Here is a 13,264-nt window from a genome sequence, read left to right on the forward strand (position 1 = left end):
ACACTGTGAGTCGGATCACGTAAACGCGGCGTGATGCGGGGTCGCCATTCGCCGGGGCGTTAATTGTATGCTGCAGCCAATTGCCGACCACGTTAGCCGTCGCCGGTCGACGCCGGCGGTTCACGAGACACCGCGGCCACCGACGGCAGGGAGAGCTCCGCGAGCATGGACGAGACAGCGACCACAGACAGCAAGGCACCCGGCGGCAGGGCGCCCACGATCGCCACCGCCCCACACGACACCCCGATCGAACGTGAAGAGCAGGTCGCGCAGCTCGCGGATGATCTGGCCCGACTGATGCGCGGGCTCACCCGCGCCCGGGCCCAACTCCTCGCCAAGGCGCGCCACGACGTGGAGTGGGCGGCGCAGATCCTCATCTCGCACCTGGCCGCGGGCGGCCCGATGCGCCTCGGCGCCCTCGCGACCTCGGTCCAGTCCGACCCGTCGACCGTCAGCAGGCAGATCGCCGCGCTGGTACGCACCGGCTACGTCGAGCGGCGCGCCGACCCCGACGACGGCCGGGCGGTGGTGCTGTATGTCACCGAGGCCGGCGAGCAGGTCTACCGGGATCATCTCCAGGTTCGCAACGAGCGCTACCAGGGCATGCTCGCCCGCTGGAGCAGCGAGGACCTCGTCACCTTCGCCACCATGCTGCGCCGGTTCGGTGACGACATGGAGGCCCACCAGCCCGCCTGGACGACGAAGCCGACCAGCGCGCTGTCCGGAATGACAAGGACCCAGGACGCCCACGACGCACCCTCGGGCCACACCGGCACGGGTCCTTCGACCAGGGAGGACTGCCGATGACCGCCGAGACCGTGGCGCCGACGCCCGCGGCACCGAGCGGGGGGATGACCCACCGGCAGATCATGACGATCGTCACCGCGCTGCTGCTCGGGACGTTCCTCGCCGCGCTCGACCAGACGGTGGTCGCGACGGCCATCCGAAGCATCGGGGACGACCTGCACGGCCTGTCCGCGCAGGCCTGGGTGACGACCGCCTTCCTCATCACCTCCACCGTCACGACGCCGCTGTACGGCAAGCTGTCCGACATCTACGGCCGCAAGCCGTTGTTCATGCTCGCGATCTCGATCTTCATCGTCGGCTCGGTGCTGTGCGGGATCGCGTCCAACATGTACGTGCTCGCCGGGTTCCGAGCCCTGCAGGGCCTCGGCGCCGGCGGGCTCTTCGCGCTCGCGATGTCGATCATGGCGGACATCGTGTCGCCGCAGCAGCGTCCCAAGTACATGGCGTACTTCATGGCGACGTTCGCGACCTCCAGCGTGGCCGGTCCGGTCATCGGCGGCTTCCTGTCGGGCCGCGACAGCGTGCTCGGCCTCGCCGGCTGGCGATGGATCTTCTGGGTGAACGTCCCGATCGGCCTGATCGCCCTGGTCGTCGTCAACAGGGTGCTGCGCCCGACCACCCAACGGGGGTCGACGAAGATCGACTGGTGGGGTACGGGCGCGATCGTGGCCGCGGTCGTCCCGCTGCTCCTGGTCGCCGAGCGCGGCCGCGAGTGGGGCTGGGTCTCGATCGCCTCGATCGCCTGTTATGTGATCGGCGTCGCCGGCCTGGCCGGCTTCGTCTGGGCCGAGCAGCGGATGGGTGACGACGCGCTGATCCCCCTGCGGCTGTTCCGCATCCACACGTTCTCGGTGAGCTCGGCGCTCTCGATCGTCGTCGGTATCGGAATGTTCGGCGGGCTGGCCGCGCTCCCGCTGTACCTGCAGATCGTCAAGGGCGCGTCGCCGACCAAGGCGGGCCTCCTGCTGCTCCCGCTCATGCTCGGGGTCATGGCCGCGTCGATGACGTCCGGACGGCTGACGGCGCGCAGCGGCCGGTACCGCCGCTACCCGATCATCGGATGCGTGGCGCTGCTCGTCGCACTCGGCCTGCTGTCGTTCGTCGGCGCCGACACCCCCCTGTGGCAGACCGACCTGTACATGCTGCTGTTCGGCGCCGGGCTCGGGCTGAACATGCAGACCCTCGTCCTGGCCATGCAGAACTGCGTCGCGCCGCGCGACATCGGCGTCGCGACCGCCTCGGCGACCTTCTTCCGGCAGATGGGCGGCACGCTCGGGACGGCGATGTTCCTCTCGATCCTCTTCGGTGCCGCACCGTCCAGGATCGCCGACGCCTACTCGGCGGCGGAGGGCACCCCGGAATTCGCCGCGGCGGTCGCGGCGCACCCGGACCAGCTCCAGCAGGTCACGTCGAGTGGCTCGCTGGACGACACCGGTTTCCTCCAGTCCATCGAGAAGGCCATCGCCCACCCGTTCATGGTCGGTTTCTCCGACGCGATGGACGTGATGTTCCTGGTCGGCGTCGGCGTGCTCCTGCTCGGTCTGGTGCTGGCGCTGATGCTGCGCGAGGTCCCGCTGCGCACCATGTCCGGCCTCGAGGCCGCGAAGGCCGAAGCGGCGAAGAACGAGGCCGCCAGGCTGGCCGAGACACCTCGGCCGGCGGGGCCCGCGGGCACCACCGACTCGGCCGGCCTGGCGGAGTCGGCGGGTATGGCCGAGTTGGCCGACGTGGCCGAGCCAGCCGGTGTGGCCGGCCCGAGGCCCGCGGCCGGGGCACCTCAGGGCGAGACAGCCTCCTGATCGCGGCGTAGCCTGCCCCGCCGCAGCCCCTCCGCGAAGGCGGTGGTGCTGAACCACTCCGGGAACGCCCGCACGAGTCGGGCGGGACCATGCAGGCGCACGTGCCCGTCCACCGTGAGCTCGCGGAAGGACGCGACCCCCACCAGCCAACGGTGCATGTGCGCGGTCTCGGCCTCGAGGGTCAGATCGACGTCCCGGCCCGGGTCCTCCCGGCACACGGTCACGGTGCGCTCGTCGATGTCGAGCCACCCCTCGGCCGCTCCTGCGCCGCTGAGGACAAGATGCACGATGGTCCGCCGGTCGGGCAGCGAGCTACCGACGGCGCACTGGTGCATGCGCCACATCAGGGCCAGGCCATCGCAGTCTTCGTCGCTCGGGTCTGCGAACATCCACTCCGCCGCCCGCTGGCCGAGTGCCCAGACCACGGACGCCAGCGCCGTTCCGGCCGGAGTCAGCGAGTACCGGACCTGCCGCCCCGACACGGCCGCGGCGCGGTGCACCAGGCCACGCCGTTCGAGCGTCCGCAGCCGCTACGCAAGCAGGGTCCGACTCAGCCTCGGCAGGCCGCGGTGGATCTCGTTGAACCCGCTCGCGCCGATAATGAGCTCGCGGAGGGCGAGGGGCGTCCATCGGTCCCCTACGACGGCGACGGCGACGGCGATCGGACAGTACTCGGCGTGGCGGGCCATACCCGGATGGTCGCACCTGGGTGGACGCCGGCGGTAGTACAGATCCCGTACCGGTCCGCACCCCTGGCCCGCACTCACGGTCCCGCTCCCGCCTCGCCTTCGCCCGCACCGCCTCGCCTTCGCCCGCACCGCCCCGCCCCGCCCGGCCCGTGCCCGTACCTGGCCTGGCCTGGCCTGGATGCGGGCGGCAGGCAGGCAGGCATCACAACACAGCAGGACAGGACCAGTACGGGATCGGTACTCGTCGGCTGGATCGTGCGCGACGCATCCTCGTGGCCGACGACGTCGTGCCCACACGGCGCCCCGCGGGAGGAGCACCTTCATGGCCACCACACAGACCCCACCGGCCCGACCGGACCTGGCCGACATCACGACCCGGCAGCAACGGGTCTGGTCCAGCGGCAACTTCGCGATGGTCGCGTCCCGCATCGTGCTCACGAGTGAGCTGCTCGCGGACGCGCGGACGCGCGCCGGCGCCGAGGGTCTCGACGTCGAGTTCCGCGTCGGCGACGCCCAGGACCTGCCGGTCGACGACGACTCGTTCGACGCGGTCCTCAGTGCCTTCGGCGCGATGTTCGCTCCCGACCACGAGCGCACCGTCCACGAGATCGTGCGTGCCGCGCGCCCGGGCGGGACGGTGGCACTCGCGTCATGGCGACCAGACGGGTTCATCGGCGACATGTTCCGGGTCATCACCGCACGCGTCCCAGGCCCGCCCGGGGTGCCGCCCCCGCTGCTGTGGGGAACCGAGCCGCACCTCGCCGATCTCTTCGGCGGTGCGATCGCCGACGCCCGCTCGACCGAACGGATCTGCACCTTCCGGTTCTCGGCCGCGGAGGAGTTCGCGGAGTTCTTCCGACGCTGGTACGGGCCGACTCACGTGGCGTTCGAGTCGCTCGACCCGGCGGAGCGGAGAAACCTCGCGGCCGATCTCACGGACCTCGCGCGACGTTGGGACCGGTACCGCGGCGATCAGGACGCGGTCGCACTGCCGGCCACCTACCTCGAAACCGTGATCACCCTCCGCTAGGCCCGGAGCAACTCTCCACGCACGAGCAATGGAGGCACGGTAGGAATCAACCATGACCGCATCATTGTCAACCCGATAGATGATCGGACTCTGTTCACACCGCAAGATGACGCACCTACCCCCGAATCCGCGCACACTGAGGGCTGGCGCCGGTTCCCGGCCTGCCCGCGAGCCGGCGAACACCCGGACCGCGGGCACGGCGGGACGGCGGCCAGCAGGCGCGCAGGCAATACGAGGAGGCCAGGTGTCGCAGTCCCCGCTCTCAGGAGAAGCGAAGTCACAGCCCTCGCCGGGTGAACCGGTCGCCGTTCTCCCGTCCGCACCCGACTCGCGCCTCGCGCGGCAGCTCGCGTTCATCCTGGAGATCGACAAGCTCAAGTCGGTGCTGCGGCGAAGCGTGCTCGCCGACGGATCACGCCAGGAGAACGACGCCGAGCACTCCTGGCACCTGGCCATGATGGCCATCGTGCTCGGCGAGTACGCCGACGAGGAGGTCGACACCGGCCGCGTCCTGCGGATGCTGCTCGTCCACGACCTGGTCGAGATCTACGCGGGGGACACGTTTCTCTACGATCCCGCCGGGGCGGCCGAGCAGGAGGCGCGGGAGCGAGCGGCCGCCGACCAGCTGTTCCCCCGCCTGCCGCGGGATCAGGCCGTACAGCTGCGCAGCCTGTGGGAGGAGTTCGAGGCCCGGCGCACCCCCGACGCGCGTTTCGCCCGCGCCCTGGACCGGGTCCAGCCGCTGATCCTGAACTACGCGACGGGCGGCGGGAGCTGGCAGACCCACGGCGTGCGGGCCGAGGACGTCCTGGCCCACCAGCGCGTGATCTCCGAGGGCTCGCACGCCCTGTGGGAGTACGTCGGCCAGCTCGTGGGTGACGCCGTCCGCCGCGGCTATCTGGCGGCGTAAGCCGCGCCGCCGGCCTGGACGCTCCTGGAAGCGAGGTGGGCCAGGACGGCCTGGTTCGCGGCCCAGCCGTCCGGGAACTTCACCGGCTCCCCCAGGTGCACCGGGTCACTGGTCGGATGGGTGTCGAGCAGGTCCCGGATGCCGGCCCGGGCGACCACCACACACGCCTGCCGGTGCCGGGAGGCGAGGACGCACAGCCGGCCGGCCTCAAGGTGGAACGCGGTCGCGTCCCGCCGCCCGGAAAGCGGGTGCAGCACCACGGTGACGTCGTACTCCCGCCCCTGCAGGCGGTTGGCCGTGTCGACAACGACCTGCCCCGGCCCGGAGCCGTCGGCGAGGTCACCGAGCGCCGCGCGGATGGCGACGACCTGGTCGCGATGGGCGGCTCCCACCGCGACCCGGTCGGGGGTGACGACCCGTTCGTCGGTGCCCGATCGCGCGCTCGCCCCGCGTTCGACGAGCCGCCGGGCGACGTCGGCCACCGCGCTCACCGCTTCGGCGTCCGTGCGGACGGTGTGCCGGGCCGGCAACTCGAGCAGCCCCCATCCGGTCGCGGCGGCGAGGTCGAGCACCTCGTCGGCGGGGCCGCGGGCGTGGCCCGGGATCGTCAGGGCGCGTTCGCCGGGGCCGGTGCCCGTCCGGAAGCCGACGAACGGGTAGAAGGCGTCCGCGACGACCGACTGGGCGGTGTGCGGCAGGCGCCAGGAGACGGGCAGGCGGTGCACGGGCAGGTCGGGGTTCGCCCGCTGGAGCACCGCCACCGCGCTCTGGGTGGGGTTCCAGACCAGGCCGTGCCAGCGGTCGTTCGCGACCGTCGAGAACGGGTCGAGCTGGCCCGGGTCACCGACGAACAGCGCCCGCTCGAAGCGGGAGGCGATGGCCAGAAGGGTGTCCGAGCGCATCTGGTACGCCTCGTCGACGATGGCCCACGGCCAGGTCCCCTCCCGGACGTACGCCCACTTCGCCGCGGTGGAGATCGTCACTTCGGGATCACCGAGGCCGGCGATGTCGCTGGCGGTGACGATGTTCGGCAGGTTCGCGATGCGGGCCGAAGGCGCGTATCCCGCCCGGCCGAGCCGGCCGACCCGGGCGTGGGGAACCTCGTCGGCGAGCCGCGCGGCGAGCCGTTCCACCAGGTCGTCGACCTGCTCGTTGGTCTGCGCGACGATCATCAGCGGCTCGCCGGACCCGGCGATGACCGCGGCCGCCCGGACGACGAGGGTCGACTTCCCCGCGCCGGGCGGCGAGTCGACGATGACCCCGCGGCTGTGGCCGCGCCGCAGGTCGCCCAGAATCGCCTGGATGACCCGCTCGGCCTCCTCCGCCGCCGAAGCCGACGAGGTCACCGAAGCCGCGCTCACTCCCAGGCCTCCGCCGTGTCCTGCTCGCTCGGTTCGTAGGGCTGCGGCGGGCCGCCGTGCGTCCACGGGGTGTCCTCCGCCTCCGGCATGGTGGCGGAGCGGACGCCGTCCGCCAGCACGCTGCTGTAGCAGAGGCTTTCGCCGACCTCCGGGACGGAACCGGGGGCCGGCGCCGCCGACCGGCCCATCCCGTTCTGCGCCTCCAGGGTGACCAGGATGCCGGCGTCGCACGGCTCGAGGGCGGTGACGACGCACTCCTGCCGGCGGCGTCGGGTGGCGACGACCTTCATGCCGAGCGCCAGCCGGACCGGGTCCTCGGTGCCCAGCGTCACCAGCGGGCGGGTGACCAGCCGGCCCTTGCCGCGTCCGTTGGGCACCCTGCGATCACGGTCGACGGCGACGACCGAGCCGAGGAACGCCTCGCCGGTGACCCGGTGGTCGGCCATGACGAGCGGGTCGTCGAAGGCGCGTTCGGCGTCGTAGGAGGCCTGGGCCCGCTCCATCCGGTTCAGGCGGCGCGCGGCGGCGACCGCGCCGTCCCGCCGGGCCTGCGGCAGGCCCTCCTCGATCATGTAGGTGTGGAATCCGGTGTACCGGGAGCGGTCGACCTCCCACCGCCCCGGCACCGACGCGCCGCCGGGCAGCGCGCGGAGCCGGTCGAGGGCGCGCCACACGAGGTCCCAGGTCGGCCGGAGCTGGCTGTGCAGCGCCTCTTCCAGCCGCTTCACGGCGTCGGGCAGCTGGGACGGGTCCGTCACGGCGTCGTAGGCCGCGATCGCTGGGGCGAGCACCTCGTTGTCGAACCCGGGGTCGGTCGTCGGGCCGGCCGGCGGGCAGTGTCGAGGGTCCTCGGCCAGGCGGGCCGCGGCCGGGCCGTCGGCGCCCGCGGGCGGGTCGATCCAGCCCATGAGCGCGGCGAGGTTCGCGTCCTCCAGCGCGCTCTGCCCGGTCGCCCAGTGCAGGGAGAGCATCTCCGTGGCCGCCGGCATCAGGGACGAGCCGGGCACTTCGGCCCGCTCCGCGAAGAAGGTGAGCCACCGGCCGAGCAGTGGCACGCTCGGTTCCACGGCGTAGTCGCCGGTGGTCGCGCGGAACCGGGTGGAACGTCCGAAGAGCCGCACGAACGCGACCCCGGCCTGGTTCGGGACGATCAGCTGCGGCGCGTCGACGCTCCGTGGCCCGTTCGTGAGCTCCTCGATGTCAGCGGCGAAGCCGAGCACGTAGGGGAGGAAAATCTCGGCCAGGCGGGCGGCGAAGGTGAACCGCAGGTCGCGGTTGCGGGGCTGGGGCACGACGAGCAGCTCCGGGCGCTCGCGTTCGGTGCCCACCATGGCGGCCAGCGGCGCGTTCGCCTCACCGGCCATCGCCAGCGGCACGAGAATCAGCGGGCGCGCGGCGAGGTGCACGTGCCGGACGGTGGCGGTCGGCACCGCGGTTCCGGAGGCCGCCGCCAGCGCACGGGCGTACGAGCTGATCGCCGTCATGGGGTCGGGCCGCGATCCCCCGCCGCGTGCTCGGTGGCGGGTCCCGCCGCGAGTCCCGCGGCGTACATCCGGGCTGTCGTGCGCAGCCGGTCGGCCGCCTCGGCCTGGTCCGCGGTGGGTGCACGGGTGCCGGCGGCGAGCTCGAGCACCTCGGTGACGGTCTCGACACCGCCCAGCTCCTCGCGCACGCTCGCGCCGAGCGCGGCGGTCCGGCCCGCGGCCTCGTGCCGGCATCGGAACGCCAGCTCGCACATGGAGAGGCAGTCCGGCGTGTACCGGGCGTCGAGACGACTGAGCCCGGCGGCGAGCTCGGCCGCGGGGCGGGTCGGCCGGCCGTCGGGCCCCGGCGCGAGATCGAAGGTCAGGTCCGGCGGGAGCGCGGCGACCAGCGCGTCGACGGCGCTGAGCCGGGCGAGCTGATGGTCGAGGACGAGAAGTTGGCGCCGGACGTCGATCCTGGTCGCCATCGGGGCGTTCGAGAAGTCCCTGGGGCACACCAGGACCACGTCATGGGACACCGCGTCCGGCCGGCCGAGCAGCCGACGCAGCGCCAGGACGTAGACCGCGGCCTGGATGGCGGCCGCCGCGACCTTCTCGCCCTCCGCCTGGCCGTCGATGACGGGAAAGGACTTGATCTCGATCACGTGGAACAGCCCGCCGGGACGGACGAGGACGAGGTCCGGTTCGAGGTGGACGTCCTGGCCGCCGACGGCGAGACGCAGCAGCGGGTGGGTGATCAGGACGGGCCGGTCGGTACCGCTGGCCGTGCGCAGCGCGGCGACGGTGCGTTCGTGGCGCGCGGCCAGGGTCTCGTCGGGCTCGGCGTCGCCGGTGACGAGCAGCGGCTCGCCCGCCGCTGTTCCCCCGGGCTCGGTCCCCCCGGGCTCGCTCCCGAGGCACTCATGGAACATGCGGAGCAGGTCGGCGCAGCCGTCGGCCTTGACCCGGGCCTCGAAGACGTTGCCACGGACGATCGCGAAGCGCGACTGGCCGAAGGCGGCCGGGAAGCCCACCTGGCGGGCGAGGAGGTCCTTGTCGACGCCGGCGGCGTCGAGCACCCCGCGGCGCGCGCAACCCGGATTGCGGGTCAGCGCCGCGATGGTCCGCGCGTCGTGCCGCCTGGGCGGGGCGGAGCCGCGGATGCGGTCAAGGCGTGACTCGGTCCGGTCCTGCACTGACTCACCCGGATGCACTGACCCACCCTCATGACGGCCGTCGTCGCGGAGCAACCGCGGGCAACGATGCCGCCGGCGGGGGCATCCGTCCAGTCTTGCGCCGGCATGTCGGTCAATGGGTTCGACGGACTGGTCGGCCGGAGCCGCGGGCGGGCGGTCCGACTCCCCGCCCGCCCGCGCCCGGGTCACCGCGCGATGCGGTCGATGACCCACCTACCGAGCTGCTCGGTCATCGCCGAATGCGCCGTGGCACGCGACGAGCACAGGAACTCGTCCAGCTCGCTCTCGGACGGGGACAGGGCGTTGATGTCGGTGTAGAGGTCGTCGTTCGTCTCGACGCCGCGAACCGCGACCGCGCTGACGGACGGCACGAAGCACACGATCCGGTGTGCGACGTCCACGCCCTCGCCGGCGTCCTTGAGCGCGTCCGCGAGAATGCCGAACGAGTCCAGGGTGCCGCCGGGCGCCCCGTCGATGTCGGGGAAGTCGTTCGTGGTGATGTCCTTCTCCCCGAGCAGCCCACGGAGCTCGGCGACGACCCGGTCGCGGCCACCGGCCTGCGTGTACAGGACGCTGTCCTTGAAGAACGGCCCGGTACAGCGCAGCGCCTCGACGCCCGGCGGGATGCCGTTGCGCCGGGCGTCGCCCACACCGTTGGCGACCCCGATCTTGCGGGGCCGCTGCGGCCAGCCGCCGACCCGCTCCAGGGCCTTCAGGAACTCCGCGCGAAGGGGATCGACGCGCGGCTGGTCGTCGGCGTTCTCGATGTGCCGCCAGACCAGCTGCCGGGAGGCAGGGCTGTTGACCTGCTTCGAGAAGGCGTCGTGGATCGGGGCGAGGATGTGCGCGATCGCCTGCAGCGAGATCGGCACGGACGCACCACGGTGCGGGCTGTCGAAGGACAGGTAGAGGGCCGTCTGGTGGTCCATCCGCTCCATCTCGAGCTTGGCGAGGGCGTAGCGGGTGACCAGGCCACCCATGCTGAACCCGCCGACCGTCAGCGGCTGGTCGCCCTGCCGCTCCCCGATGGCACGGAGAATGATCTCGGCGACGACCCTGGCGTTGTCGAGAATCGACGCGCTGCGCTCGTCGAAACCGATCAGGACGACGTCCTGGCCGCGCTCACGCAGCTCGGTCAGGAAACGGAACGGATCGCCGTCGAGCCCCTCCCACAGCCAGTCGAAATCCGTCGGCCCCATGTTGAAGCCGTCGGCGAGCAGGACGGGGCGAACCAGTCCCTTGTTCCCGGCCCCGAGCCAGACCCGGGCCGTACCGCCTTGGACCTTCCATTCCATGTCGGGCTTTGGCGCACGCACACCGGCCTGTGCTCCGGCCGGGGTGACCAGCCCGACCGGACCCATCGCCTTCTTTATCTTGTTCAGATCCTTGGCAGCCACCGATGAATCTCCTCCCCGTACGGCGGACAAGTACGCGAGGAGTATTACCGGAAACCCGGGAGATCGCCGCCCCGAGACAATTCGCCCCGGGGACAGTTCGCCCCAGGGAAGTTCGCCCCGGGAACGATTATGAAACGACTACCGATGGGCGGCGGACGCCTTGGCCACGGTCGCCGCCTCGGGCTCGGCGGCCCTGGCGGCGGCGCCCTGTCTGCGGCGCAGCGCGCGATCACCCTGCCACCGCTGCCCCAGGTGCACCGACGCGGGCAGGATGGCGGCGCGCAGCACGACGGCGTCCACGGCGACCCCGATCGCCAGGCCGCACCCGAGCATCTTCAGCGTTCTGGACGGCTGCGCCGCGATCGCGAGGAACACGAACAGCATCACGAAATTCATCGTCAGCACCACATGCCCCAGGTCGGCGTGGCCCCGGCGGACGGCGTCCCGGCCGTCGCGGATCGGGTCGGGCCGGGCGCCGTCCCGGCGCCGGGCGAAGGCCCGGCCGATGCCCCGCAGCGCTCCCCCACGGCCGGTGCCGGTGCCGGAGCCGGCCGGATCGGTGCCGCCGCCCGCACGCAGCCGGGTGAGCAGGACCAGGTTCATCCCCGGGGCCAGCCCGAAGACCGCGAGCATGATCGGCACGAGCACGAACGGCTCGGCGGGGCTGGTCATGACGCCGAGGCGGCGCGCGATCTCCTCGTCCTGGAAGAACACGCGCAGCATGCCGGCGGAGGCCAGCACGCTCAGCACGGCGGCCGCGCCGAGCACGGAGGCGAGCGGTATCGACCCGGCGACCGCGAACGTCACGAGGCCGATGGTGAGCAGCACGACGGCCAGGAACAGCGGCAGGGTCGAGCGGAAGCTGCTCGCAGCGTCGTCGAACATCGCGGTGGGCCCGCCGACGGCGGCGTTGGTGACACTGCCGCGCAGCGCCGTGGGCAGCACGTCATCGCGCATCCGTCGCACCAGGTCGCTGGCCTGCGGGCTGCGCGGAGCGGCGGCGGGCAGCACGCGCACGATGGCCGGCCCGAGGCGGGGGTCGTCCAGTGACACCGCGGCGGTGCGCACGCCCGGGGTCGCGCGCAGCACCGCGGCGACCTCCCCGGGCTGGACGATCCGTCCCCCGCCCGGCACGCTCCTGGGGTCACCGCGGTCGACGGCCACCAGGATCGGGCCGTTCAGACCGGGAAAGAAGCCCTCGCTGATCAGGTCGTAGGCGCGCCGGGTGGTCATCGAGGTCGGGTCGGTGCCCGCGTCGCCCCCGCCGACGCGCAGCCCGTCGGTCTGGTTGGCCAGCGACATCAGCAGGACCCCGGCCGCGACGACGACCGGGGCGGGATACCGGCCGACCTGCGCGGCCCACCAGGAGCGCACACCGGGCCGCCGGGCCAGGCCGGCGCCGGCCATCGCCAGATAGTGCCGTTCGGCCCAGCTGAGCAGCCGTACGCCGCCGGCGGCGACCAGCGCCGGCAGCAGGGTGAGGACGACCAGGACGGCCAGCGCGGCGGACCCCGCCGCGGCGAGCGCCAGGCCGCCGAAACCGCTCAGTCCGAGCGCGGCGACCGCGAGCAGGGCGAGGCTCACCCCCAGGCCGCCGACGGCCACCGCCGCACCCGTGGACGTCGTCGCCGACGCGGCGGCCTGCAGCCGGTTCTGCCCGTTCAGCAGGGCCGACTGGGCCCGGTGCACGACCACCACCGCGCTGCCCAGGCACGTCCCGAACGCCAGGACCGCGGCAGTGACGGGAGCGAACGGCGGCAGCTGGGTGGTGTGCGACAGGCGCGCGGTGACGGCGACCGCCAGCAGGGTGCAGACCGCCGCCGGCAGCAGGCACACCAGCATGCCCAGTCGGGACCGCAGCGTGACACCGAGCAGGACGAGCGCGGCGAACGCGGCGACGACGAGCGGGGCCAACGAGAGCTGCGCTGACCCGATCATGGTGGCCCCCGACCCGGACGCCTCGACCTGCAACTCCGGGCCGTCGTAGGCACGGGAGGCCTCGATGACCCGGTGCACGTCGTCGAGGTCGGGCTCGAGCGCGCCGCCGTCCATCAGGACGGAGATCAGCGCGGTGCGCCGGTCGGCGCTGATCGGATCCACTCCGGCGGTGGCGGCGCCCAGCGGCCCCGCCGGGTCGGCGACGAACGTGACGCCGGGCAGCCGGCCGACCTCCGCGACCAGGGCGGTGATCCGGTCGCGGGCGCGGCCGCCGTCAACTGTGCCGCGGCGGGCCCGGACGACGATCGTCTCGACGTCGGGGAGATGCCGGCCGGGTGAGGCCCGCGCGACACCATCCATTGCCCGCGCGGATTCCGAACCGGCGGGGGCGACTTCCTGGGTGTACCGGGCGCCCCCGTCCCGGATGTAGTGGACGGCGGGAACGAGGGCGACCAACCAGGCCGCCAGGACGAGCCATCGGTAGCGGGCACAGCAACGCGCGAGAAGTCCCACGAACCCGGCGAGCTTCTCGGGCCTGTCGGTCATTTGAACACCCTAGAACGGCAGATAATCGACCAATCCGCCGTTAGTGGGGTCGTCCACAATAATCCGGACACTCATCTTTTCCGGTGCGCAGACAACCGAGACACCGGGCGCCGCCCGAAACACCGATA

General features: G+C 72.6%; 10 protein-coding genes. 4 read left to right on the top strand and 6 right to left on the bottom strand.

Annotated elements, in window-relative coordinates:
• Positions 1-165 precede the first annotated feature (165 nt).
• Both AC559T_RS15145 and AC559T_RS15150 read left to right on the top strand, forming a co-directional pair.
• Positions 166-807, top strand: coding sequence for a MarR family winged helix-turn-helix transcriptional regulator (locus AC559T_RS15145; RefSeq protein ID WP_071065755.1), 642 nt, complete (start codon positions 166-168; stop codon positions 805-807).
• Positions 804-2,606, top strand: a complete 1,803-nt coding sequence (locus AC559T_RS15150) for an MDR family MFS transporter (protein ID WP_498869144.1) — start codon at positions 804-806, stop codon at positions 2,604-2,606. Before AC559T_RS15145 ends, AC559T_RS15150 begins: the two co-directional genes overlap by 4 nt.
• On the opposite strand, the gene AC559T_RS15155 is transcribed toward AC559T_RS15150, so the two are convergent.
• Positions 2,585-3,133: a winged helix-turn-helix transcriptional regulator gene (locus AC559T_RS15155; protein WP_498869169.1), complete on the bottom strand. Its 549-nt coding sequence runs from the start codon at positions 3,131-3,133 to the stop codon at positions 2,585-2,587. The genes AC559T_RS15150 and AC559T_RS15155 overlap by 22 nt on opposite strands.
• Before the next feature lie 484 nt (positions 3,134-3,617).
• Here AC559T_RS15155 and AC559T_RS15160 point away from each other — a divergent pair, with 484 nt between their 5' ends.
• Both AC559T_RS15160 and AC559T_RS15165 read left to right on the top strand, forming a co-directional pair.
• Positions 3,618-4,325: a class I SAM-dependent methyltransferase gene (locus AC559T_RS15160; protein ID WP_498869145.1), complete on the top strand. Its 708-nt coding sequence runs from the start codon at positions 3,618-3,620 to the stop codon at positions 4,323-4,325.
• A gap of 244 nt (positions 4,326-4,569) precedes the next feature.
• Positions 4,570-5,235 carry an HD domain-containing protein gene (locus AC559T_RS15165; RefSeq protein ID WP_498869146.1) on the top strand — a complete coding sequence of 222 codons (666 nt, stop codon included), beginning with the start codon at positions 4,570-4,572 and terminating at the stop codon, positions 5,233-5,235.
• Here AC559T_RS15165 and AC559T_RS15170 read toward each other — a convergent pair.
• From AC559T_RS15170 to AC559T_RS15190, 5 genes are all read right to left on the bottom strand, one after another.
• Entirely contained in the window at positions 5,220-6,596 is a 1,377-nt protein-coding gene (locus tag AC559T_RS15170; RefSeq protein ID WP_498869147.1) for an AAA domain-containing protein, read from the bottom strand. The two genes, AC559T_RS15165 and AC559T_RS15170, sit on opposite strands and share 16 nt — an antisense overlap.
• Positions 6,593-8,080 (bottom strand): hypothetical protein, encoded by a 1,488-nt coding sequence (locus AC559T_RS15175; protein ID WP_498869148.1) that lies wholly within the window; start codon positions 8,078-8,080, stop codon positions 6,593-6,595. The genes AC559T_RS15170 and AC559T_RS15175 overlap by 4 nt, the downstream gene beginning before the upstream one ends.
• Complete coding sequence (locus AC559T_RS15180; protein WP_498869149.1) at positions 8,077-9,255, bottom strand: hypothetical protein; 1,179 nt, start codon at positions 9,253-9,255, stop codon at positions 8,077-8,079. The genes AC559T_RS15175 and AC559T_RS15180 overlap by 4 nt, the downstream gene beginning before the upstream one ends.
• Positions 9,256-9,440: 185 nt before the next feature.
• Positions 9,441-10,652, bottom strand: coding sequence for an esterase/lipase family protein (locus tag AC559T_RS15185; RefSeq protein WP_498869150.1), 1,212 nt, complete (start codon positions 10,650-10,652; stop codon positions 9,441-9,443).
• A 138-nt stretch (positions 10,653-10,790) separates the two neighbouring features.
• Positions 10,791-13,136: an MMPL family transporter gene (locus AC559T_RS15190; RefSeq protein WP_498869151.1), complete on the bottom strand. Its 2,346-nt coding sequence runs from the start codon at positions 13,134-13,136 to the stop codon at positions 10,791-10,793.
• Between the last annotated feature and the right edge of the window lie 128 nt (positions 13,137-13,264).

This window comes from Frankia sp. Hr75.2 (genome assembly GCF_949319125.1).
GTDB classification, from domain to species: domain Bacteria; phylum Actinomycetota; class Actinomycetes; order Frankiales; family Frankiaceae; genus Parafrankia; species Parafrankia soli.

Coding starts and splice junctions, on each gene's coding strand:
- AC559T_RS15145 (WP_071065755.1), top strand. CDS start 166: ATGGACGAGACAGCGACCACAGACAGCAAGGCACCCGGCGGCAGGGCG.
- AC559T_RS15150 (WP_498869144.1), top strand. CDS start 804: ATGACCGCCGAGACCGTGGCGCCGACGCCCGCGGCACCGAGCGGGGGG.
- AC559T_RS15160 (WP_498869145.1), top strand. CDS start 3,618: ATGGCCACCACACAGACCCCACCGGCCCGACCGGACCTGGCCGACATC.
- AC559T_RS15175 (WP_498869148.1), bottom strand. CDS start 8,080: ATGACGGCGATCAGCTCGTACGCCCGTGCGCTGGCGGCGGCCTCCGGA.
- AC559T_RS15190 (WP_498869151.1), bottom strand. CDS start 13,136: ATGACCGACAGGCCCGAGAAGCTCGCCGGGTTCGTGGGACTTCTCGCG.